The 21,156-nt window shown below is 66.0% G+C and carries 20 protein-coding genes; 4 read left to right on the top strand and 16 right to left on the bottom strand.

The features are described 5' to 3' along the window. Nucleotides 1-26: 26 nt before the first annotated feature. Nucleotides 27-794: an SDR family NAD(P)-dependent oxidoreductase gene (locus BoBH3_RS00220; RefSeq protein ID WP_262328746.1), complete on the bottom strand. Its 768-nt coding sequence runs from the start codon at nt 792-794 to the stop codon at nt 27-29. A gap of 130 nt (nt 795-924) precedes the next feature. Here BoBH3_RS00220 and BoBH3_RS00215 point away from each other — a divergent pair, with 130 nt between their 5' ends. Further along, nucleotides 925-1,962, top strand: a complete 1,038-nt coding sequence (locus BoBH3_RS00215) for an L-idonate 5-dehydrogenase (RefSeq protein WP_262328745.1) — start codon at nt 925-927, stop codon at nt 1,960-1,962. Between the two features lie 155 nt (nt 1,963-2,117). Here the strand turns inward: BoBH3_RS00215 and BoBH3_RS00210 are convergent, their stop codons facing one another. From BoBH3_RS00210 to BoBH3_RS00195, 4 genes are all read right to left on the bottom strand, one after another. After that, nucleotides 2,118-3,263, bottom strand: coding sequence for an alpha-D-ribose 1-methylphosphonate 5-triphosphate diphosphatase (locus tag BoBH3_RS00210; protein ID WP_262328744.1), 1,146 nt, complete (start codon nt 3,261-3,263; stop codon nt 2,118-2,120). A gap of 87 nt (nt 3,264-3,350) precedes the next feature. After that, on the bottom strand, nt 3,351-5,024 hold the full coding sequence (locus BoBH3_RS00205) for a formate--tetrahydrofolate ligase (protein ID WP_262328743.1): 1,674 nt from the start codon (nt 5,022-5,024) through the stop codon (nt 3,351-3,353). 186 nt (nt 5,025-5,210) lie between these two features. Continuing rightward, nucleotides 5,211-5,897: a glutathione S-transferase family protein gene (locus BoBH3_RS00200; protein ID WP_262328742.1), complete on the bottom strand. Its 687-nt coding sequence runs from the start codon at nt 5,895-5,897 to the stop codon at nt 5,211-5,213. A 21-nt stretch (nt 5,898-5,918) separates the two neighbouring features. Beyond that, nucleotides 5,919-6,668 (bottom strand): haloacid dehalogenase type II, encoded by a 750-nt coding sequence (locus BoBH3_RS00195; RefSeq protein WP_262328741.1) that lies wholly within the window; start codon nt 6,666-6,668, stop codon nt 5,919-5,921. A 105-nt stretch (nt 6,669-6,773) separates the two neighbouring features. Between BoBH3_RS00195 and gpmI the strand changes: the two genes are divergently transcribed. Next, nucleotides 6,774-8,288 (top strand): 2,3-bisphosphoglycerate-independent phosphoglycerate mutase, encoded by a 1,515-nt coding sequence (gpmI, locus tag BoBH3_RS00190; RefSeq protein WP_262328740.1) that lies wholly within the window; start codon nt 6,774-6,776, stop codon nt 8,286-8,288. A 75-nt stretch (nt 8,289-8,363) separates the two neighbouring features. Here the strand turns inward: gpmI and BoBH3_RS00185 are convergent, their stop codons facing one another. The 8 genes from BoBH3_RS00185 to aceB all read right to left on the bottom strand — a co-directional run bounded on the left by BoBH3_RS00185 (nt 8,364) and on the right by aceB (nt 15,819). Beyond that, entirely contained in the window at nt 8,364-9,218 is an 855-nt protein-coding gene (locus BoBH3_RS00185; protein ID WP_262328739.1) for an outer membrane protein, read from the bottom strand. Between the two features lie 155 nt (nt 9,219-9,373). Further along, nucleotides 9,374-9,769: a low affinity iron permease family protein gene (locus tag BoBH3_RS00180; RefSeq protein ID WP_262328738.1), complete on the bottom strand. Its 396-nt coding sequence runs from the start codon at nt 9,767-9,769 to the stop codon at nt 9,374-9,376. A gap of 85 nt (nt 9,770-9,854) precedes the next feature. Further along, nucleotides 9,855-10,691 carry an S-formylglutathione hydrolase gene (gene fghA / locus BoBH3_RS00175; RefSeq protein ID WP_262328737.1) on the bottom strand — a complete coding sequence of 279 codons (837 nt, stop codon included), beginning with the start codon at nt 10,689-10,691 and terminating at the stop codon, nt 9,855-9,857. A 208-nt stretch (nt 10,692-10,899) separates the two neighbouring features. After that, complete coding sequence (locus BoBH3_RS00170; protein WP_262328736.1) at nt 10,900-12,012, bottom strand: S-(hydroxymethyl)glutathione dehydrogenase/class III alcohol dehydrogenase; 1,113 nt, start codon at nt 12,010-12,012, stop codon at nt 10,900-10,902. A 25-nt stretch (nt 12,013-12,037) separates the two neighbouring features. Next, nucleotides 12,038-12,322, bottom strand: coding sequence for a metal/formaldehyde-sensitive transcriptional repressor (locus BoBH3_RS00165; RefSeq protein ID WP_262328735.1), 285 nt, complete (start codon nt 12,320-12,322; stop codon nt 12,038-12,040). 149 nt (nt 12,323-12,471) lie between these two features. Then, the gene (locus BoBH3_RS00160; RefSeq protein WP_262328734.1) at nt 12,472-13,371 is read right to left on the bottom strand and encodes a hypothetical protein; all 900 of its coding nucleotides are present in this window, start codon (nt 13,369-13,371) and stop codon (nt 12,472-12,474) included. A gap of 161 nt (nt 13,372-13,532) precedes the next feature. After that, nucleotides 13,533-14,096 carry an NUDIX hydrolase gene (locus tag BoBH3_RS00155; RefSeq protein ID WP_262328733.1) on the bottom strand — a complete coding sequence of 188 codons (564 nt, stop codon included), beginning with the start codon at nt 14,094-14,096 and terminating at the stop codon, nt 13,533-13,535. 115 nt (nt 14,097-14,211) lie between these two features. Further along, the gene (aceB, locus tag BoBH3_RS00150; RefSeq protein ID WP_262328732.1) at nt 14,212-15,819 is read right to left on the bottom strand and encodes a malate synthase A; all 1,608 of its coding nucleotides are present in this window, start codon (nt 15,817-15,819) and stop codon (nt 14,212-14,214) included. A gap of 300 nt (nt 15,820-16,119) precedes the next feature. Between aceB and BoBH3_RS00145 the strand changes: the two genes are divergently transcribed. Continuing rightward, nucleotides 16,120-17,430, top strand: coding sequence for a TadE/TadG family type IV pilus assembly protein (locus BoBH3_RS00145; RefSeq protein WP_262328731.1), 1,311 nt, complete (start codon nt 16,120-16,122; stop codon nt 17,428-17,430). Here the strand turns inward: BoBH3_RS00145 and BoBH3_RS00140 are convergent. From BoBH3_RS00140 to ygfZ, 3 genes are read right to left on the bottom strand one after another with little or no spacing between them, the layout of a single operon-like run. Then, nucleotides 17,427-18,032 carry an HD family hydrolase gene (locus tag BoBH3_RS00140; RefSeq protein WP_262328730.1) on the bottom strand — a complete coding sequence of 202 codons (606 nt, stop codon included), beginning with the start codon at nt 18,030-18,032 and terminating at the stop codon, nt 17,427-17,429. The two genes, BoBH3_RS00145 and BoBH3_RS00140, sit on opposite strands and share 4 nt — an antisense overlap. Next, nucleotides 18,032-18,676 (bottom strand): DNA-3-methyladenine glycosylase I, encoded by a 645-nt coding sequence (locus BoBH3_RS00135; RefSeq protein ID WP_262328729.1) that lies wholly within the window; start codon nt 18,674-18,676, stop codon nt 18,032-18,034. The genes BoBH3_RS00140 and BoBH3_RS00135 overlap by 1 nt, the downstream gene beginning before the upstream one ends. Further along, nucleotides 18,673-19,560, bottom strand: a complete 888-nt coding sequence (ygfZ, locus tag BoBH3_RS00130; RefSeq protein ID WP_262328728.1) for a CAF17-like 4Fe-4S cluster assembly/insertion protein YgfZ — start codon at nt 19,558-19,560, stop codon at nt 18,673-18,675. The genes BoBH3_RS00135 and ygfZ overlap by 4 nt, the downstream gene beginning before the upstream one ends. 150 nt (nt 19,561-19,710) lie before the next feature. Here ygfZ and BoBH3_RS00125 point away from each other — a divergent pair, with 150 nt between their 5' ends. Beyond that, nucleotides 19,711-21,051, top strand: coding sequence for a dihydroorotase (locus tag BoBH3_RS00125; RefSeq protein WP_262328727.1), 1,341 nt, complete (start codon nt 19,711-19,713; stop codon nt 21,049-21,051). The last annotated feature ends 105 nt before the right edge of the window (nt 21,052-21,156 follow it).

Raw genomic sequence — 21,156 nt, 5'->3', positions numbered from 1 at the left:
GCCCGAGAATGACCGCGAGCGGGTCTTCACACCACCGCGGTCAGCCCGCCGTCGACCATCAGCAGGTGGCCGTTGACGTAGTCGCTCGCCGCCGAAGACAGGAAGATGGCGGCGCCGACGAGCTCCTTCGTTTCGCCCCAGCGCCCGGCCGGCGTGCGGCTGCAGACCCAGTTCGAGAAGGCCTCGTCCGCGATCAGGGCGGTGTTGATCTCGGTGGCGAAATAACCGGGACCGATCGCGTTGGCCTGGATGTTGTGCTTGCCGAGCTCGGCGGCCAGCCCCCGCGTCATCATCTTCACCGCGCCCTTCGAGGCTGTGTAGGGGATGATGGTTGCACGGCCGAGCTCGCTCATCACCGAGCCGATGCTGATGATCTTGCCACGCTTGCGCGGCAGCATGCGCTGCGTCACCGCCTGCGTGACATAGAACACCGAATGCAGGTTGGTGTTCATCACCTCGTGCCAGCCCTCGACGGGGAACTCGGTGATCGGTGCGCGCTTCTGCATGCCGGCATTGTTGATGAGGATATCGATGGGGCCGATCTCGGCCTCGATCCCGGCAACGCCCGCCTGGACTGCCTTATGGTCGGTGACGTCGAAGGCGGCGACCGAGGCCTTGCGGCCGGCCGAAAGCAGAGTCTGCTGCGCCCGCTCCAGCTTGGCCTTGTCGCGGCCGTTGAGCACGACATGAGCGCCGGCTTCCGAGAGCCCTTCCGCCAGCGCAAGCCCGATGCCCTGGCCCGATCCGGTGATCAGCGCGACCTTGCCTTCCAGACTGAACAGGGACAGAGACATGGCGTATCCTCGTGAGCGACCTGTGACGGTTCTTTCGGTTTGCGCCGGAGGCGCCTCCTTGGGTAAGCAGTTTTCAAACGATTAGACAATGGCGTCCAGCCCATCTGCCGGCGCCGTCAGGGAGAAGACCATGCGTGCTGTCGTCATCCATGCCGAGAAGGATCTGCGCGTCGAGAAGACCAGCGCCCCGCAGCTTGGGCCGCGCGACGTCAAGGTGCGGATCGAGGCCGGCGGCATCTGCGGCTCGGACCTGCATTACTACCTGCATGGTGGCTTCGGCACGATCCGGGTGCGCGAGCCACTGATCCTGGGCCATGAGATCGCCGGCCGGGTCGAGGCCGTCGGCGAGGAGGTCAGCCGCGTGAAGCCGGGCGACCGAGTCGCGGTCAATCCCAGCCGCGCCTGCGGCCATTGCCGCTATTGCCAGATGGGGCAGCAGCAGCACTGCACCGACATGCTGTTCTACGGCTCGGCGATGCGCTTTCCCCATGTGCAGGGCGGGTTCCGCGACGTGCTCGTCCTCGAGGAGCGGCAGGCGGTGAAGGTGGCGACCGGCGTCACCGCTGCCGAGGCTGCCTTCGCCGAGCCGCTCTCGGTCTGCCTCCATGCGGTGAAGCGGGCCGGGCCTCTGCTGGGCAAGCGCGTGCTGGTGACAGGGGCGGGGCCGATCGGCGCGCTCACCATCGTCGCGGCGAAGGCGGCGGGCGCGGCCGAGATCGTCGCGACCGACGTGGTCGACGGGCCGCTGCCGGTGGCGCGCAAGATGGGCGCGACGGCTACGGTCAATGTCGCGTCTGAGCCTGACCGGCTCAAGGAGGAGTATGGGGCGGAGAAGGGCGCCTTCGACGTGATGTTCGAGGCTTCCGGCAACCAGCATGCTCTGACGGGCGCCTTCGACGTGGTGCGCTCCGGCGGCGTCATCGTGCAGATCGGCGTCGGCGGCCAGTTCACGCTGCCGATGAATGTCGTGGTGGCGAAGGAGTTCGACTTGCGCGGCTCCTTCCGCTTCCATGAGGAGTTCGACTGGGCCGTGGCGATGATCGGCTCCGGGAGCATCGATCTCTCGCCGCTGTTGACGGCGACGATTCCCGTCGACCGCGCGGTCGAGGCCTTCGACCTCGCCGCCGACAAGTCGAAGGCGATCAAGGTGCAGCTCGATTTTGCGTGAGCCCTCGGGCCAGGGCGTCACTTCCGGGCGGAGCCCTCGGGTCTGACCTTGGTCGGCCCAAGGATAAACTCCGCGTAGACCCGAGAATCTCTGTCAGAAAGAGACGCCTCTCCTTCACGAGATGCTCGGGTCAAGCCCGAGCATGACGGTGGGCTTCAGCCGCCCAGCAGGCTCGGATCGGCCAGATGGACGAGCCGGCCTGCGGCGATGGTCGCGACCACGCGGGGTGTCGGCTCCGGCCGGACGATGACGAGATCGGCGCGCAGGCCCGGCGCGATGCAGCCGCGGTCGGTGAGGCCGAGCGCCATTGCGGGATTCTCCGAAACCAGCTTCCAGGCGGCTGGGAAGGTTGCCGCGCCGCGATCCGCCAGCAGGAAGGGCGCGAGCGGCAGGGCCGGGTAGTAGTAATCCGAGGCTAGGATGGTGCAGAGACCGGCCCGCACCATCTCCTCGGCCGAGGTCCAGCCGGTGTGCGAGCCGCCACGGACCACGTTGGGGGCGCCGAAGACGATGGCTTCCCCTGCCGAGGCCGCTTCCTGCGCCGTTTCAACGTTGATGGGGAATTCGGCCAGGGTGACGCCGAGTTCGCGATAGCTCCGGCGCATCGCGGGGGTCGCATCGTCATGTGACATGATCGGCACGCCGGCGCGGCGTGCAGCCTCGGCCAGCCGCGCGACGGAGCCGGGAACCTCGCCGCTGCGGGCATAGACGCGCTCGACCAGCGCCAGAAAATCCGCATGGCTGAGACCCGTCCGCTCGACCATCTTGCCGATCTTGTCCGGCCGGTTCTGCGATTTCAGCGTGCCTTCCATATGGTCGTTGAAGGCGAGCACGCCGATGTGGCCCTGCTCCAGCCAACGGGCGATCTCCTCTTCCGCGTCGAGGTTGAAGGTCTCGTGGCGCATGTGGAAGCGGGTGTCGGCCCCGAGTTCGGGCTGGAGGGCCGCAATGCGCTCGACCAGGCGGCGCGCATTCTCGGCACCACGAAGGCCTGGCTCCCAGGACCATGTGACGCCGTGGAAGGCGGTGGTGATGCCGCTCGCCAATAGAGCGCGGTCGGCATCGCGCAACGCGAGGTCGAGATCGAAGGAGACGCCGGGGCGCGGCATGATGTGGCGCTCGAAAGCGTCGCCATGGCTGTCGACGATGCCAGGCAGGACGAGGCAGCCGGCAGCGTGGATCGTCAGGCCAGCAGGTTTCGCCGCCGCACCGACGGCCGCAATCCTGTCACCCTCGAGCGAGACATTCGTCGCCTCTAGCCCGTCGAGAAGCACGCGGGCGCCGGTGATCTCCATCGTCATGTCCTGTTCCCGTCCCGCTTCGCCGATGCTGAACCGGGGCGCATCGACGACTCGTATGACGGAGGCGTGACACCGCCGTCGGAGGTGTCAGAACAGACCTTCGATCCGCCCCTGACCGTCGATATGGATGCGTTCGGCGGCGGGCTCGCGCGGCAGGCCAGGCATGGTCATGATGTCCCCGCAGATGGCGACGACGAAGCCCGCGCCGGCCGAGAGCCTCAGTTCGCGCAACGGCACGATATGGCCGGAGGGCGCGCCGCGCAGCGTCGGGTCGGCCGAGAAGGAATACTGGGTCTTTGCGACGCAGACCGGCAGGCTGCCGAAGCCGGCGGCCTCCAGCTCCTCGAAACGGGCCTCGAGCTTGGGCGCGACGCTGACGCCCTCGGCGCCGTAAATCTCGCGCGCGATGATTTCCAGCTTGTGCCGCAGCGGCATTGAGTCCGGGTAGAGCGGGGCGAAATCGGCCTCGTCCTCATCCGCCATAGCCGCGACCTTGCGGGCGAGTTCCTCGGTGCCGGCGCTGCCCTCGGCCCAGTGCCGGCAAATCACCGCCTCAACGCCGAGATGGTTGCGGCAGTAGTGGCGGATCAGTTCGTGCTCGGCGGCGGTGTCGGTCGCGAAGTGATTGATCGCGACGATGGGCGGCACGCCGAACTTGCGGATATTGCCGACATGGCGGGCGAGGTTGGAAAGACCCGCCTCCAGAGCCTTCATGTCCTCGCGGGCCAGCGCATCCTTGGCGAGGCCGCCATGCATCTTCAGTGCGCGCACCGTCGCAACGACGACGGCCGCGGCAGGCTTCAGCCCGGCCTTGCGGCATTTGATGTCGAAGAACTTCTCGGCCCCGAGATCGGCGCCGAAGCCGGCCTCGGTGACGACGTAGTCGGCGAGCTTCAGGGCCGCGTTCGTCGCGATGACCGAGTTGCAGCCATGGGCGATGTTGGCGAAGGGGCCGCCATGGACGAAGGCGGGCGTACCCTCCAGCGTCTGCACGAGGTTCGGCATCAGCGCGTCCTTGAGCAGCACGCTCATCGAGCCGGTCGCCTTGACGTCCGCAGCGGTGACCAGGCGCTTCTCCCGGGTGCGGCCGACGACGATGCGGCCGAGCCGCGCCTCCAGATCGGCGGCATCGCGCGCGAGGCAGAAGATCGCCATGACCTCGGAGGCCACGGTGATGTCGAAGCCGTCCTCACGCGGGAAGCCGTTGCCTGCCCCGCCGAGCGAGGAGACGATGGAGCGCAGCGCCCGGTCGTTCATGTCCATCACGCGGCGCCAGGCGATATGGCGGGTGTCGAGCCCGAGCCCGTTGCCCCAGTAGACATGGTTGTCGACCATCGCCGCGAGCAGGTTGTGAGCGCTGGTGATGGCGTGGAAGTCGCCGGTGAAGTGCAGGTTGATCTGCTCCATCGGCACCACCTGGGCGTAGCCGCCGCCGGCCGCGCCGCCCTTCATGCCGAAGCTCGGGCCGAGCGAGGGCTCGCGCAGCGCGATCATGGCGCGCTTGCCGATGCGGGAGAGGCCGTCGCCGAGGCCGACCGTCGTCGTGGTCTTGCCCTCGCCGGCGGGTGTCGGGCTGATCGCGGTGACTAGGATCAGCTTGCCGTCCGGCCGGGCCTGGAAGTCCGGGACGGCGTGGGTGTCGACCTTGGCGATGTACTTGCCATAGGGGTTAAGCGCTTCGGAGGGGATGCCCGCCTTTGCGGCGATGGCGGCAATGGGCTGAAGCGTCGCGGCGCGCGCGATCTCGATATCGGTAGGCATCCGTCCTCTCGGAGACTGTGCTGGAGCCCCGCGCCTCCCTGGGCGGTGCCGCGGCGACACTGGCGCGAAATCCTTGGCGCCGCCAGCGTTTTTGCGCGCGATGCACAGCGTGGCGAAGATGCAAGTGGCCTCGCCGTCATTCCGGGCTCAGGCCTGCGGCCTGCTCCGGAATGACGGGCGGAGCTCTCAGCCCGCCAGATGCGCGTTCTGCGGGAAGAGGAACTTGCGGGCCTCGTCGTCAAACTCGGTCTTGAAGGCGAACTGGTCCTTCAGCGCCATCGCGCGCTGGGCGGCAGGCCGGGCCGAGATTTCGTCGGTGTGGCGCTTCACGTTCGGGAACAGTGTCGCCCAGCTGTCGCCAACGGCGAAGGAAAGCCGCGTCGCCCAGCCCCAGACCGACATGTCGACCAGCGTGTAGGCATCGCCCAGCATGTAATGGCGGCTCTTCAGCCGCTCGTCGATGATGCCCCAGTGGCGCTCGGCCTCGCGGGCGTAGCGGTTGATGGCGTAGGGGATCTTCTCCGGGGCGAAGCGGCTGAAATGCACGGCCTGGCCGCAATAGGGGCCGATGCCGGTGGCGACGAACATCAGCCAGGACAGCATCTCGCCACGCGCCTTCGGCGTATCCTGCGGCAGGTACTTGCCGGTCTTGTCGGCGAGGTAAAGCAGGATCGCGTTCGAATCGAAGACCGTGACATCGCCGTCGGTCAGGGCCGGGGTCTTGGCATTGGGGTTGATGGCGAGGAATTCGGGCGCGAACTGCTGGCCCTTGCGGGTGTCGACCGGCACCATCTCATAGGGCAGGCCGGCCTCTTCCAGAAACAGCGCGACCTTCGCCGGGTTCGGCGAGGGATGGTAGTAGAGCTTGATCATCGCGGTTTCCTCCGGTGGCGCTCAGGCCCGTTCCAGTCCGGCGACATAGGAAACGAGATCGGTCAGGGCAGCAATGCTGGCATCGGCGTGGAAGCCGAGCTGTTCGGGCTGCATCCGCAACGCCTTGAACATCAGCGCGGGATCGATGTGGGCTGCCGCCGCCAGTTCAGAGCGCAACTGCTGCGATGGCACGCGATCGATACGCGCCACATGGAAGCCATGCGCCTTGGCACCGGCGATATCGAAGCCGTTCGAGGAGATGAAGAGGATCTCCTCACGGGCGAGGCCCAGCCGCTTCTCGACATGGGCATAGCCGCGCGGATCGGGCTTGTAGACGCCGATCTCGTCGACGCTGATCACGGTTTCAATGAGCGCGCCGATGCCGGCATGCGCGACGAGCCGCTTCAGCATGGCGGGGCTGCCGTTCGAGAAGATGGCGAGGCGGTGGGAGGCGAGCCCTTCCAGCGCGCTGCGCGCCTCCGGATAGAGGCTGAGCGCGTCGTAGGCCTCGGCGATCTGCGCGATGAATTCCGGCGTCGCGGAGAGGCCGAGTGTCCTCAGGGTGAAGTCGAGCGACTCCTGCGTGATGGTCCAGAAATCCTCGTAGCGCCCCATGAGCGCGCGCAGCCAGGTGTATTCGAGCTGCTTCAGGCGCCAGATCTGCGTGATCGTCGTGCCCTGCCCGGGGAAGGCGGCGTCGGTGACGCCGGCGACGGACTGCACGTCGAACAGCGTGCCGTAAGCATCGAACACCAGCGCCTTGATCGTCATCGCGTTCCTCCGTCGCGGGCAGCGCGACCTTCTTAGCACTCGCTTCCGCCGCGCGGCGCATGGTATCCGCTGGTACCACTTTCATCGTTCTTCGAAGGTCCGCCGATGCCGCCTCGCCCCGTGATGCTGATGATCCTCGATGGCTGGGGCTGGCGCGACGAGAGCGGGAACAACGCCGTCCGGCTGGCGAAGACGCCCAATTTCGACCGCTTCTGGCAGGCCGGTCCGCACAGCTTCCTGCGGACCTCCGGGCTCGATGTCGGGCTCCCCGAGGGGCAGATGGGCAATTCCGAAGTCGGCCATCTCAATCTCGGCGCCGGCCGGGTGGTGATGCAGGACCTGCCGCGTATCAACCAGGCGATCGCCGACGGCTCGATTGCAAAGGCGCTGGAAGCAAGCGGTCTCGTCGCGGCGCTGAAGGCGAGCGGCGGCGCCTGCCATCTCCTCGGGCTCGTCTCGCCCGGCGGCGTGCATGCCCATCAGGACCATGCCGTGGCGCTCGCGCGTATCCTGACCGGGCAGGGCATCGCGGTGAAGGTCCATGTCTTCACCGACGGGCGCGATACGCCGCCACAATCGGCCGCCGATTATGTGAAGGCCTTCGCTGCCGCGCTGCCGGCCGGCGCGAGCATCGCCAGCCTCTCGGGCCGTTACTACGCGATGGATCGCGACAATCGCTGGGAGCGGGTGGAGAAGGCCTGGCGTGCCATGGTGCTGGGCGAGGGAGCGGCCTTCGCCACGGCTGACGCGGCGATCGCCGCCGCCTATGCCGGGAACGTCACCGACGAGTTCATCCTGCCGGCCGCGATCGGCGGTTATGAAGGGATGCAGGACGGCGACGGGCTGCTCAGCTTCAATTTCCGCTCCGACCGCATCCGCGAAATCCTGGCCGCGGTGCTGGAGCCGGCTTTCGCGGGCTTTGCCCGGACGCGCGTGCCGAGGCTCGTCAAGGCGGTCAGCATGACCTCCTACAGCGCCGAGCTCGACAGGATCATGCCGGCGCTGTTCGCAGCCCAGACCCTCGCCAACGGACTCGGAGAGACCGTCGCCAAGGCCGGCCGGACGCAGATCCGCATGGCCGAGACGGAGAAATATCCGCACGTCACCTATTTCTTCAACGGCGGCGAGGAGACGCCCTACGCCGGCGAGAACCGCGTGATGGTGCCTTCGCCCAAGGTCGCGACCTATGATCTCCAGCCGGAGATGTCGGCGCCGGAACTGACCGCCAAGGCAGTGGAGGCGATCGATTCAGGCCGCTACGACCTCGTCGTGCTGAACTTCGCCAATCCCGACATGGTCGGCCACACCGGCGTGCTCGCTGCGGCGATCAAGGCGGTGGAGACGGTCGATGCGGGGCTGGGCGCCATCGCGGACGCCGTAGAGCGGGCGGGCGGAGCGCTTCTCGTCACGGCCGATCACGGCAATGCCGAGCTGATGGTCGATCCCGTCACGGGAAAGCCGCATACGGCACACACCACCAACCCGGTGCCACTGATGATGATCGGTGGCGGTGGCAGTGCACTGGCGGAGGGGCGCCTCGCCGATATCGCGCCGACGCTGCTGGCCCTGATGGGACTCGATCAGCCGGCCGAGATGACCGGACATTCGCTGCTGCGCTGAAGCGCACGCCTGCAAAAGCAAAAAAACGGCGCGGAAGGATCCGCGCCGTTTCTGTTTCGGGCTGTGGAGGCCGTCTCAGTACTTGCGCACGACCGGCGGAGCGTAAGCCACCGGCTCCGGGCCGCAGCAGCTCGGATCGTTGAAGTTCCAGCGCATACCGATGCGGAAGTCGTGGCTGTCGATATCCTTCGCGCGCAGCGGAGCCTGGACCTGCCCGTTGAAGGCGTTGATCAGGCGGCCGGACTGAGCGTCGCCGAGGTTCAGATAGCGATAGCCGACCTCGAGGGTGAGGTTCTTGTTCACCTCGTAGCCGAGGCCCGCCATGAGCGCCCAGGCCAGGCCGGTCTTGGTCCCGGTGCCGGAGGTGTTCAGGGTAGCACCGGTGAAGTCGCCGACCAGGGCGCCCTGGTCGGTCAGCCCGGTGATGCGGTTCTGGGTGAAGCCGATACCGCCGCCGATATAAGGCGTCAGGCAGTTCCAGGTGCCGAGGTCGAAGTAGCCGTTGAAGAGCGTGACCAGCGAGGACAGGTTGCCTTTGTAGGTGTTGCTCTGGAAGCCGTTGTTGAACGGGTTGAAGACGAAGTCGCTGACTCCGATCTGGCCAGCGCCGCGATATTCGCCGGTGACGTCGAAGCGAAGCCAGTTGTTGAAGCGGTAGCCGATGCCGAGGCCAGCGAAGAAGGCCGCGTTGTCGGTCTTGCCGAAGAAGGTGCCGCCGAACTGCGCGACATCCTGCTGATAGTATTTGCTGACGGACTGGACGCCGACGCCGATATCTCCGCGGAGATAGACACCGCTGGAGATCGTACCTTTGAGGCCCAGCGGCTCGGGCTGAGGCTGCGGAGCGTAAGCGAGATCGGCCGCGTTCGCCGCGACGGAAGCGCCGAGAGCAAGGCTGCCCGCCAGCGCAAGTGTTTTCAAACTGCCCATGGCAGCGTCCTTCGCGTTTGCGCGGCGCAAAGAACGCAGCCCGCGCTAGTTACTCACGAAAAGGACAATGACAGGGACTTCTTAAGTCCGACTTAACGTTAACTGCTAAGCTTGATTTTCCGTGAAAGGTGGCGATTGACAGCCTCGGCGCCCGGCTAATTCGCTTCTGTACGTGCCTTGGCGCGGGCGCGCTCCGCGGTCTTCTCGAATTCCTGGCGGATCTTCTCGATCCTGCCTTCGTCGAGGTCTTCCAGATCCAGCAGTTCCTCTCGGGCGCCGTCGAGCTTGGAGATCAACTCGTCGAGCTTGATCTGCATGGCCGCGGTGTCGCGGTTCTGGCTGCTCTGGATGATGAAGACCATCAGGAAGGTGATGATGGTCGTCGAGGTGTTGATGACGAGCTGCCAGGTGTCGTTGAAGCCGAAGATGGGGCCGGACGCCGCCCAGAGCACGATCAGGCTCGCAGCGGCGACGAAGATCTGCGGCTTGCCGGCCCAGTGGGAGACGAACTGGGACAGGCGCGTGAAGAATGAACGATTGCCCTGCGACATGGCCTCGCCATCAGCTCGTGGGAACCCGGATTGGGCTCCGAAAGCTTCAACGCGGGGCGGGGGCTGCCGTTCCGCGCCGGCCGGGCTAAACCATCAGGCGTTCTGCGTGCCAGGCGATGTGCTGCGCCATAAAGGTCGAGACGAAGTTGTAGGAGTGGTCGTAACCCTCCCGCATCGTCAATTGCAGCGGGATGCCGGCCGTGGCGCAGGCGATCTCCAGGAGTTGCGGACGAAGCCCCTCCTCGAGGAAGCCGTCCGCCATGCCCTGGTCGACCAGCAGGTCGCGGATGCGGTGGCCGTCGGCGATCAGCAGGGTGGAGTCGTAGGCTCGCCAATTCTTTTCGTCGGGCCCGAGATATTTCTCCAGGGCGGGGCGGGACCAGCCGGCGGTCGAGGGCTGGGTGATTGGCGCGAAGGCCGAAACCGAGCGGTAGTGCCCTGGATTCTTGAGCGCGAGGGTGATTGCGCCATGCCCGCCCATGGAATGGCCGAAGATGCCCTGGCGATCCATGTCGAGCGAGAAATGCCGTGCGACCAGCTCCGGCAGCTCGTCGCGGATGTAGCTCTCCATGCGGTAGTTCTCCGCATAGGGCTCCTGCGTTGCGTCGAGATAGAAGCCGGCGCCGGAGCCGAACTGCCAGTTCTCAGGCTCGTCGGGCACATGCGCGCCGCGCGGGCTGGTATCCGGGCAGATGATGGCGATGCCGTTCGCCGCCGCGGCGGCGCGGTATTCGCCCTTGTCCACGACGTTCTGATGGGTGCAGGTCAGGCCCGAGAGATACCACAGCACCGGAACCGGCCCGTCCTCGCTCTGGTGCGGCAGGTAGATCGCGAAGGTCATCGGGCAGGCGCAGGCAGCGCTGTCGTGACGGTAGACGCGCTGCGAGCCGCCGAAGGCCTTGGAGGCGGAGAGGAGTTCCATGCGGGGTCCTTTCTTGGTTGAGGCGCGGCCTTTGTCATTCCGTGGCGATCCGCCTGGATCGAACAGGAACCCACGACCGGCGAGCCTTGCCCGATCGGCTTATCCAAGGGTGGTACCCAGTCGTGGGTTCCGGGTTCAGCGCTTCGCGCTGCCCCGGAATGACGAAGAATGCTTCACTGCCTCATGGATGAGGCCGGAAAGCGGCGCCTCAGTAGACCACGACGCTCCTGATCGACTTGCCCTCATGCATCAGGTCGAAGCCGTGGTTGATCTCGTCCAGCGAGAGCTTGTGGGTGATCAGGTCGTCGATGTTGATCTTGCCCTCCATGTACCAGTCGACGATCTTCGGCACGTCCGTGCGGCCCCTGGCGCCGCCGAAGGCCGTGCCCTTCCAGACGCGGCCGGTGACGAGCTGGAACGGCCGGGTGGCGATCTCCTTGCCGGCCTCCGCCACGCCGATGATGATCGACTCGCCCCAGCCGCGATGGCAGCACTCCAGAGCCTGGCGCATCACATTGGTGTTGCCGGTGGCGTCGAAGGAGAAGTCGGCGCCGCCGCCGGTCAGGTCGACGATCGCCTGCACCACCTTGTCGTTGCCGATCTCTGCCGGGTTGACGAAGTCGGTCATGCCGAACTTCTCGGCCATCGCGCGCTTGCTCGGGTTGATGTCGACCCCGATGATCTTGTCGGCGCCGACCATGCGGGCGCCCTGGATGACGTTGAGGCCGATGCCGCCGAGGCCGAAGACCACGACATTGGCGCCCGGCCAGACCTTGGCGGTGTAGATCACCGCGCCGATGCCGGTCGTCACGCCGCAGCCGATGTAGCAGATCTTGTCGAAGGGCGCGTCCTCGCGGACCTTGGCGAGTGCGATCTCGGGCAGCACCGTGAAGTTCGCGAAGGTCGAGCAGCCCATGTAGTGGAAGACCTCACCGCCGTCGCAGGAGAAGCGAGACGTTCCATCGGGCATGAGCCCTTGCCCCTGGGTGGCGCGGATCGAGGTGCAGAGGTTGGTCCGGCGCGACAGGCAGGACTTACAGCTGCGGCATTCCGGCGTGTAGAGCGGGATGACGTGGTCGCCGGGCTTCAGTGTGGTCACGCCGGCGCCGACCTCGCGGACGATGCCCGCGCCTTCGTGGCCGAGGATCGCCGGGAACTTGCCTTCGGAATCCAGGCCCGACAGCGTGTAGGCGTCGGTGTGGCAGATGCCGGTCGCCATCACCTCGACGAGGACCTCGCCGGCCTTCGGCCCGCCGATCTCGATGGTCTCGATGGTGAGCGGCTTGCCGGCCTCCCAGGCTACGGCGGCGCGTGTCTTCATCGGATGTGTCCTTCCGTTCGGGCGTTCATTTCAGATAGGGGCGGATGACTCGCATGATCTCGGTGATGGAGTCAGGGCTTTCGGCGCTGTCCTCCTCCGGCCGAGCTGGAGCGTGAACCGTTTCGCGCAGATGCATTTCGAGCACCTCCGCCATCAGCCCGGTCGCGGCGCCACGCAGGGCGGCGAGTTGCTGCAGCAGCGCGCCACAATCCTCGCCGCGCTCGACCGCGAGGATCAAGGCCTCCGTCTGGCCTCGGATCCGGCGCAGGCGGGTGACGGCCCGCCGCTTGTCTTCGGGGCTGTGAGGCATACTGTAACCATACTGGGGCGGAGTATCTGTATCGAACTCCTCGTATGATACTGCCCCGGAGTATGTCAACGTGATGGCGGGCCATACAAAAACATAACGGCGGCCGCGTCGCCGCGGCCGCCTCCGGACCAGAATGAACGGTCGAAATCTCAGAAGCTATAGCCGAGCTTTACCTTGACGAGGTGCTGACTGAAATTGGTCAGGTCGAGATTGCCGGGCTCGCCTTTGGCTTTGCCGGCGACCTGAATGTTGTAGGCGGCGGAGAGGGCGAGCTGCTTCGTTGCCTGCCAGAAGACGCCGGGGCCGGCGAAGGTGGCGTAGCCGGCCTCGTTGCTGAAGCCGAGATCGTTATGGGCGCGCAGGTGGCGGACCTCGCCGCTGAGATAGAGCCCGTCCTGCACCTGCCAGGCGAGCGAGCCGCCGACCGTGAAGGTCGATGAGCGGCCGTAGGGCGAGGGGCCGGTCCAGGTCATGTCCTGCGAGAGATTGACGGCGGCGTAGAGCTTGCCAGGGATCAGTGTCTTGTCGGCGAAGAGCCGAAGGCCCGTGTTGTAGACGGTGAAGCGGCCGGCGCCTTCCGGGTCGATGCGATTGACGCTGGGGTCGACCACCACGGTCAGGCCGAACCCATGCAGGTCCCGCCCGAGCAGCCGGTACTTCATCTCGACGCCGGCGCCGTAGCTGCGTTCGTCAGCACTGATGCCGCCGGCCGAGGCATTGGTGAAGGAGCCGAGGGCATAGGGGCCAATCTCGAAGCAGGGGAACAGGCCATAGGAGCCCTGCAGGGTCAGGGCATGGCCGTTCGATGTGCCGGTGCGGGTGCCGAAGGCGCCGTTATAGGTCAGGCTCGGACCGAAGGAGCCCTTCTCCGCGACGTCCGAGCCGGTGGTGAAGCCGAAGGCGTCCGTCGGGATGCCCTCGCTCTCGGTGCAGGCGGAGAGCACGGGCGCCGGTGGCGGCGCGCTCTTTCGGGACGGCAGGTCAGCGGCGGTAGCTGCGGTCGCGGTCGTGAAGGCAAGCAGAGAGAGAACGACAAGGCGAGGCGACATCACGGGCTCCAGTCAGGTGAAAGCTCGATAATGCTATTGCAAATTATTTGCAATAGTGGAATCGCCTTTCCAATGCCGACTCTGCCGCAAGGGCATTCCGCACGCGAGCGTCATTCCGAGATCGGAGATGTTATGATGTTACATGTTGCGTTGCCGCAACATCATCCCGGCGGCTTTAATGTTGCGATGCGTGCCAGCGCACGGGGCGCGATCTCGGCGAGCAGCCCTAGCGGCTTCCAGGCGGCAGCGTGGACCTCCTCGACCTGGGCTACGAGCGGCTGCCGGGCATCGGCCAGGAAGAGGTATTGCAGATCGTGATGGACATGGTCCGGCTCGCCGCGAGCGGGCTTGCCCGGAACGTCATGGCTGTCGATGGTGAAGGGAATGTCGGCGCTGCTGTGCCAGGGGTGCAGGCTCATCCCTTGGACCCCGGTTTCCTCAAGGGCCTCGCGCGCGGCCGATTGGTGGAAATCTTCGGCTTCTTCCCAGTGCCCTCCCGGCTGGAGCCAGCGGCCGATGACGATATGGTCGATCAGCAGGACCTGGGCATGGTCCGGCGACAGCACGAAGGCGCTGGTGGTGAGGTGGCCGGGAAAGGTGTCGCGGCTGTCGAGCCGATGGCCCTGTCCGATCTGCCAGCGCAACAGGGAAAGGTGCTCCCGCCGGTCGGCGACCTCCCTGCGATAGTGGTCGACGGTGGCGGCGAGGCGGGGCAGGAAATCCATGGTCTCCTCCTACCGCATGCCGATCTTGCGCGGAACCATGTGCAGTCCCGCCGAAACGGAAGCGCCGCCTTACGGCGGCGCTTCGCGTCCGATTCCTGAAGGCTCGGAAGCCTGCTCAGGCGAGCTTGCCGTAGGCCGGGACGGTGAGGAAGTCCTCGAAGTTCGGCGCCAGCGAGAGCGTCTCGAACAGAGCGATCGCCTCGGGGAAGCGGCCCTTGGCATAGTTCTCCGCGCCGAGCTCGTTCTTCACGCGCTCCATCTCCTCGGGCAGGCAGCGCTTGAACAGGGCGGCGTCGGCGTTGATCCCGCCTTCGAGCGCCACGCCGTACTGGACGAACTGCCAGATCTGGGCGCGGCTGATCTCGGCCGTCGCGGCGTCCTCCATCATGTTGTAGATCGGCACGGCGCCGCGACCGCGCAGCCAGGCCTCGATGTACTGCACGCCGACGCGGATGTTCTCGCGGAAACCTTCCTCGGTGCGCGTGCCCTGATGGACTTCCAGCAGGTCCTTCGCGGCGATGCTGACATCCTCACGCTTCTTGCCGAGCTGGTTGGCCTGCGGCATCAGCCGGTCGAAGACCTCCATCGCGACCGGGACGAGATCGGGATGGGCGACCCAGGTGCCGTCATGGCCGTCGCCGGCCTCGCGCTCCTTGTCGGCCTTGACCTTAGCGAAGGCGGCGGCGTTGGCTTCCGGATTGTTCTTGACCGGGATCTGCGCCGCCATGCCGCCCATCGCGAAGGCGCCGCGCTTGTGGCAGGTCTTGATCAGCAGCAGCGAATAGGCGCGCAGGAACGCTTTCGACATCACCACCTGCGAGCGGTCCGGCAGGACGAAGGCCTTGTTGCGGGCGAGCTTCTTGATGAAGGAGAAGATGTAGTCCCAGCGGCCGCAATTGAGGCCGGCGATGTGCTCGCGCAGCTCGTACAGGATCTCGTCCATTTCGAAGGCGGCGGGCAGGGTCTCGATCAGGACGGTGGCCTTGATCGTACCGTTCTTCAATCCGAGCGCGCTCTGCGCCGCGACGAAGACGTCGTTCCAGAGCCGGGCCTCGAGATGGCTCTCCAGCTTCGGCAGGTAGAAATAGGGGCCGGAGCCGGCCGCCAGCGCCGCCTTGGCGTTGTGGAAGACATAGAGGCCGAAATCGACCAGCGAGCCCGAGGCGATCTCGCCGTCGATCTCGATGTGGCGCTCGGGCAGGTGCCAGCCGCGCGGGCGGATGATCAGCACGGCGAGCTTGGCGCCCAGCTTGTAGGCCTTGCCGGTCGTCGGCTCGGTGAAGTCGATCTTGCCCGCCCAGCGGTCCTTCAGGTTGAGCTGGCCCTCGACCATGTTGGTCCAGACCGGTGAGGACGCGTCCTCGAAATCGGCCATGAAGACCTTGGCGCCGGAGTTCAGCGCGTTGACGATCATCTTCCGGTCGACGGGGCCGGTGATCTCGACGCGGCGGTCGAGCAGGTCGGCCGGGATCGGCGCGACGGTCCAGTCGCCCTCGCGGATATGCCGGGTCTCGGGCAGGAAGTCGGGCGTCTCGCCGGCATCGAAGCGCTTCTGCCGCTCGGTGCGCAGGGAGAGCAGGCGCTTGCGGGTCTCGTTGAAGCGTCGATGGAGGTCGGCGACGAAGGCGAGCGCCTCCGTGGTCAAGACCTCCTCGAAGCGCGGCTGCAGGGCGCCCTTGATGACGACGCCGGCCGGCAAGGTGATGGTGGGGGTGTCCGACATGGTGTTCCTCCGACTGTTCGGACGAATGATCCTCCGAAAGTCTCTTTTTCAAAATGCCGAAAAAACGATGATCACCTGTGCAAATATGGAAATAATTGGCAAAAGCTGCAGAGTACCTTTCTTGCAACTTGTGGATGCATTCCTGGGCGCATAGGCGCGTCATGACGCTGCGGCAGGGCGTCTGCCGTTAAAATGTGAGGAAAGGCCCGAGTTCCTAAAATCGGTTTCAGTAATTCGTAAGTTCCCCGGCGTCAGGGTTCCCAGGTCGAATGCGGCAATTCGATCAGGGGGTCAGGTGCCATGTTCAAGATCGCTTCCCTCATGGAGATGGTTCGGCGGTTCGGCCGGGATCGGCGCGGCAACGTGCTGGTGATGACCGGTCTCGCCATCGTTCCGTTGACGGGCGTCGTCGGCGTCTCGGTGGACTACTCGCGGGCGAGCAATGTGCGCCAGGCGCTGAGCTCGGCCATCGACGCGGCATCGCTGATGGCGGCGCGCGATGCGCAGAAGCTGACCGATGCGCAGCTCAGGACCCGGATCGATTCCTGGATCCGCGACAATCTCCCGCCCGATGCGAAGGAGTCCTTCACCAACGCCGTGGTGACGATCGACCGCACGCAGCGCACGATCAAGATCGAGGCCAATGCGAACATGCCGACGACGATCGCGCGTGTGCTCGGCACCCAGTATATCCCCGTCGCCACCAATGCCCAATCGACCTGGGGAACGAACACGATCGAATTGGCGCTCGTTCTCGATAACACGGGCTCGATGGCTCAGAACGGCAAGATGACCGCGCTGAAGACGGCGTCGAAGAGCCTGCTCAAGATCATGAAGGACGCTGCGATCGATCCGGACCAGATCCGTATTTCGATTGTGCCGTTCAATACGCAGGTCCGTATCCCTCGCAGCTTCAAGGACGCGGAGTGGATGCGCTACGGCATGACCCGGCAGGTCAATTGCCGAAACGTGACGATCAACGGGCGCAAGCAACAAGTCTGCGATACCGAGACGATGACGAAGGCGACCTGGTCCACCAGCGCGCAAGGCTGCATCGCGGATCGCGACCAGAACTACGACACCATGGATGGCGGGTCCTATGCGGCGAGCGCCCAGCAGTACCCGGCTTTCTGGTGCGGCCAGTCCACGCTCGCGGAGATCCTGCCACTCACGTCCAATTGGACCGCCCTCGAAAGTCGTGTCGACGACATGACGCCCGTGGGAGCAACCAACGTTACCATCGGTGCGGTTTGGGGGGCGGCGACGCTTTCGCCAGGAGCCCCCTATACCGAAGCGAAGCCCGCGACCGAGCCGCGGCTGAAGAAGTACATGATCCTGCTGACGGACGGCGACAATACGCAGAACCGCTTCGAAGGGGATGGCTCGACGTCGAATCCGAATATCGACAAGCGCACCGAGCTGGCTTGCACGAACATCAAGGATGCGGGCATCGGCCTCTACACCATCCGCGTCATCGCCGGGAACGAAACCCTGCTGCGCAAATGCGCCAGCACGGATGCGATGTATTACAACGTCCAGAACGCTTCCCAGCTCGACCCGGTCTTCAAGGCGATCGCCAACGAGATCAGCGCGGTGCGTCTGACACACTAAGCCGTCGAGGAAAGCTCCGCGAAGCGGGCAAGGAAGCGGCTCTGGGCCGTTTCGGTGTCGAGCGGCTGGAGCCAGGCGAGGACGGCGGCGGGCAGCGCCTGCGGCCGTCCGAAGAACTTCAGGGCCTCCTCGCGGCCGAATCCTGCAAGCTGCGTCGCCTCGAAGAAGGCGGCGATGGTGTCGGCCTCCTTGGTCTTGCGCTTGAGCACGGCCGGCATGGTGGCCGGCAGGCCGAAGCGCAGGTGGATCGCGGTCAGCAGGCGCAGCTCCACGCTCTTGTAGGCATCGCCCATTACGACCTTGAAGGGCGAGATCATGTCACCGATGACGTATTCGGGCGCATCGTGCAGCAGCGCCATCAGCCGCCAGGCATCGCTCCAATCCGGATTGAGATGGTCGGCGATGGCCTCGACCAGCAGGCAGTGCTGCGCCACCGAAAAGGAGTGAGCCCCGCGCGTCTGGCCGTTCCAGCGCGCGACTCGGGCGAGCCCATGGGCGATGTCCTCGATCTCGACATCGAGCGGGGAAGGATCGAGCAGGTCGAGCCGTCGCCCGGAGAGCATGCGCTGCCAGGCGCGCGGCGGTTCGGGTTGGCGGGCCATCAGGCTGCGGGGCGCGTGTCGCGGGCCAGCGCCGCGCACTCGGCGTAGCGGAAGCAACCGGTCAGGTGGTCGTTGACCAGCCCGCAGGCCTCCATGAAGGCGTAGACGATGGTCGGGCCGCAGAAGGTGAAGCCGGCCTTCTTGAGTTCCTTCGAGATCGCCTCGGAAACCTTGGTCTGGGTCGGAACCTCGCCCTGCGCGCGGAAGCTGTTCTGCAGCACGCGTCCGTCGAGATGCTTCCAGAGGAAATCGGCGAAGGGCTCGCGCTCGCTCAGCTTCAGATAGGCCTGTGCGCTCTTGATCGTGCCCTCGATCTTCCCGCGGTGGCGGATGATGCCGGGGTCGGCGAGCAGGCGCGCGACATCGGCCTCGGTGAAGCGCGCTACCGCTTCCGGCTCGAAACCGGCAAAGCCGGCGCGGAAGGCGTCGCGCTTCCTCAGGATCGTGATCCAGGAGAGGCCGGCCTGGAAGCCGTCGAGGATCAGCTTTTCCCATAGCGCGCGGGAATCATATTCCGGCACGCCCCATTCGGTGTCGTGATAGGCGAGGTAGAGCGGGTCCGTACCCGGCCAGCGGCAGCGGAACTTGCCGTCCGGCCCCTGAATCGCAACGCGTTCTTCGGTCAGGACAGGGACGTCGTTCATGCGGCGGCTCCGAAACCCGGTTCGCCGGGGAAGGGGAAGCGGATGAAGCCCGGCTTGTCCGCAAGATGGAAGGCGAGCCCGCCGCCCATGGGCGTCTCGCCGGCTGCGAGCGCATCGGCGAGCCGGTCGAGCCTGAGCACGGCGAGTGCCCGGCCGTTGGCGGTGGTGCCGATGGTGCCGAGCGGCTTGCCGCCGGCGGCAGCTTCCGAACCGGTCTCGGCGGCTATGCCGCCGTCGAAGACCACCGGGACGATGCGGGTGCGGGCGGTGCCGCGATGCTGCATGCGGGAGACGACCTCCTGCCCGATATAGCAGCCCTTCTTGAAGGAGACTCCGCCGAGCTGGTCGAGCAGCGCCTCGTGCGGGAAAGCGTCGCCATAGGCGAAATCGCGTCCTCCGGCGGGGATGCCGAGCGCGACGCGGCGGGCGTGATAGCTCTCCGGCTCGGCGGTCACGAGCGCATCGATGCCCGCGGCGTCGGCGATGGCGCGCTGGCCCAGCTCGGCCAAGCGCGGATCGTCATAGACGATGCCGGCATCGGCCGGCAGCGGCGCGCCGTCGGCGGATGCAATGACGGCGCTGGCCTCGGTCAGGTCGTCGAGCGTCACCTTGGCGCGCAGCTTATAGAGCTTCAGTCGTTTCATCAGATCGGCGGTTTGCAGCAGCGGCACGTCGAGCAGGAAGCCGCCACCGTCCTCCGGAGGCAGGGCGACGATGAAGAAGTCGCAGATGATCTTGCCCTGCGGTGTCAGCAGCGCGCCGTAGCCCGCATGGCCCGGCGTTACCAGGTCCATCTCGTTGGTGACGAGGTTCTGCAGGAAATCCCGCGCGTCCTCTCCGCTGACGCGGATGACGCCGCTGTCGATCAATCGGGTTGCGGACATGGGCAGCCGTTCCAGTTCTGATGTCGGGCCTAGGCTCGTCAGCCGAATGGCGATGATGGCGACACCCGAAAACTGTTTGGGCTTCCGAGACGGCGCTTTGGCCGATAGGTAGGCTGCATCGGTCTTTCACTCAACCGCCCGGAGAACCCCATGCCCCAGACCTACGACGTCATCCTCAAGGGCGGCACGGTGGTGAACCAGGACGGGCAGGTCCGGCGCGATCTCGGCATCACCGGCGGCAAGATCATGGCGATCGGCGACCTCAGCCAAGCCTCGGCCGGCGAGGTCGTCGATTGCACCGGCCTGCATGTCCTGCCCGGCGTCATCGACAGCCAGGTGCATTTCCGCGAGCCGGGGCTCGACCATAAGGAGGATCTGGAGACCGGCTCGCGCGCGGCGGCGCTGGGTGGCGTCACCTGCGTCTTCGAGATGCCGAACACCATTCCGCAGACGACCACGCCCGAGGCGCTCGCCGACAAGGTGAAGCGCGGTCGGCATCGCATGCATTGCGACTTCGCCTTCTGGGTCGGCGGCACGCACGAGAATGCCGCCGAGGTGCCGGAGCTGGAGCGCCTGCCGGGCGCGGCCGGGATCAAGGTGTTCATGGGCTCCTCGACCGGCGACCTGCTCGTGGAGGACGACAGGGGCGTCGCCGAAATCCTGAAGCGCACGCGCCGGCGCGCGGCCTTCCATTCCGAAGACGAAATGATGCTGCGCGAGCGCATGCCCTTGCGCGTCGAGGGCGACCCGTCGAGCCATCCGGTCTGGCGCTCACCGGAAGTGGCGCTGACCTGCACAAAACGTCTGGTCAGGATCGCGCGCGAGACGGGGGCGCGCGTCCATATCCTGCACATCTCGACGGGCGAGGAGATGGTCTTCCTCAAGGACCACAAGGACGTCGCGACCGTCGAGGTTCTGCCGAACCACCTGACACTGGTCGCGCCCGACTGTTACGAGCGTCTCGGCACCTATGCCCAGATGAACCCGCCGATCCGCGACGACAGCCACCGCCAACGCATCTGGTGGGGAGTCGAGCAGGGCATCGTCGACGTGCTCGGCTCCGATCACGCGCCGCATACCCATGAGGAGAAGCACCATGCCTATCCGGCGAGCCATTCCGGCATGCCGGGCGTGCAGACGCTGGTGCCGGTCATGCTCGACCATGTGAATGCCGGCAGGCTGACGCTGGAGCGCTTCGTCGACCTGACCAGCCATGGCCCGCAGCGCATCTTCGGGCTGGAAGGCAAGGGCCGCATCGCTGTCGGCTATGACGCCGACCTGACTGTCGTCGACATGAAGCGCAAGCAGACGATCACCAATGACTGGATCGCCTCGAAATGTGGCTGGACGCCCTATGACGGCGTCACCGTCACTGGCTGGCCGGTCGGCACCTATGTGCGCGGCACCAAGGTGATGTGGGAGGGCGAGCTGACGAATCCGTCGCGGGGCGAGCCGGCACGGTTCCTGGAGGCGCTGCCCCGCGCCTCCTGAACGGCGCGCGACGCTCCGCGCAAAAAAACGAAAAAGATTCGCGGCCGTGTCGATTCCGGCCGCGCCCGTTCGACGTCGAGGCAGAGAACGGGTCTCGGCGCTTTG

This window comes from Allobosea sp. BH3 (assembly GCF_025499465.1).
Taxonomy (GTDB): domain Bacteria; phylum Pseudomonadota; class Alphaproteobacteria; order Rhizobiales; family Beijerinckiaceae; genus Allobosea.
This window is presented reverse-complemented; position numbering and strand designations above follow the sequence as displayed.

Bases quoted from the DNA above. Each gene is read 5' to 3' on its own strand.
- BoBH3_RS00155 (WP_262328733.1), bottom strand. From the start codon at position 14,096: ATGGATTTCCTGCCCCGCCTCGCCGCCACCGTCGACCACTATCGCAGG.
- BoBH3_RS00160 (WP_262328734.1), bottom strand. From the start codon at position 13,371: ATGTCGCCTCGCCTTGTCGTTCTCTCTCTGCTTGCCTTCACGACCGCG.
- BoBH3_RS00200 (WP_262328742.1), bottom strand. From the start codon at position 5,897: ATGATCAAGCTCTACTACCATCCCTCGCCGAACCCGGCGAAGGTCGCG.
- BoBH3_RS00140 (WP_262328730.1), bottom strand. From the start codon at position 18,032: ATGGCCCGCCAACCCGAACCGCCGCGCGCCTGGCAGCGCATGCTCTCC.
- gpmI (WP_262328740.1), top strand. From the start codon at position 6,774: ATGCCGCCTCGCCCCGTGATGCTGATGATCCTCGATGGCTGGGGCTGG.
- BoBH3_RS00165 (WP_262328735.1), bottom strand. From the start codon at position 12,322: ATGCCTCACAGCCCCGAAGACAAGCGGCGGGCCGTCACCCGCCTGCGC.
- BoBH3_RS00195 (WP_262328741.1), bottom strand. From the start codon at position 6,668: ATGACGATCAAGGCGCTGGTGTTCGATGCTTACGGCACGCTGTTCGAC.
- BoBH3_RS00135 (WP_262328729.1), bottom strand. From the start codon at position 18,676: ATGAACGACGTCCCTGTCCTGACCGAAGAACGCGTTGCGATTCAGGGG.
- BoBH3_RS00125 (WP_262328727.1), top strand. From the start codon at position 19,711: ATGCCCCAGACCTACGACGTCATCCTCAAGGGCGGCACGGTGGTGAAC.
- BoBH3_RS00170 (WP_262328736.1), bottom strand. From the start codon at position 12,012: ATGAAGACACGCGCCGCCGTAGCCTGGGAGGCCGGCAAGCCGCTCACC.
- fghA (WP_262328737.1), bottom strand. From the start codon at position 10,691: ATGGAACTCCTCTCCGCCTCCAAGGCCTTCGGCGGCTCGCAGCGCGTC.
- BoBH3_RS00145 (WP_262328731.1), top strand. From the start codon at position 16,120: ATGTTCAAGATCGCTTCCCTCATGGAGATGGTTCGGCGGTTCGGCCGG.
- BoBH3_RS00185 (WP_262328739.1), bottom strand. From the start codon at position 9,218: ATGGGCAGTTTGAAAACACTTGCGCTGGCGGGCAGCCTTGCTCTCGGC.
- BoBH3_RS00215 (WP_262328745.1), top strand. From the start codon at position 925: ATGCGTGCTGTCGTCATCCATGCCGAGAAGGATCTGCGCGTCGAGAAG.
- BoBH3_RS00220 (WP_262328746.1), bottom strand. From the start codon at position 794: ATGTCTCTGTCCCTGTTCAGTCTGGAAGGCAAGGTCGCGCTGATCACC.
- BoBH3_RS00180 (WP_262328738.1), bottom strand. From the start codon at position 9,769: ATGTCGCAGGGCAATCGTTCATTCTTCACGCGCCTGTCCCAGTTCGTC.
- BoBH3_RS00205 (WP_262328743.1), bottom strand. From the start codon at position 5,024: ATGCCTACCGATATCGAGATCGCGCGCGCCGCGACGCTTCAGCCCATT.
- aceB (WP_262328732.1), bottom strand. From the start codon at position 15,819: ATGTCGGACACCCCCACCATCACCTTGCCGGCCGGCGTCGTCATCAAG.
- ygfZ (WP_262328728.1), bottom strand. From the start codon at position 19,560: ATGTCCGCAACCCGATTGATCGACAGCGGCGTCATCCGCGTCAGCGGA.
- BoBH3_RS00210 (WP_262328744.1), bottom strand. From the start codon at position 3,263: ATGACGATGGAGATCACCGGCGCCCGCGTGCTTCTCGACGGGCTAGAG.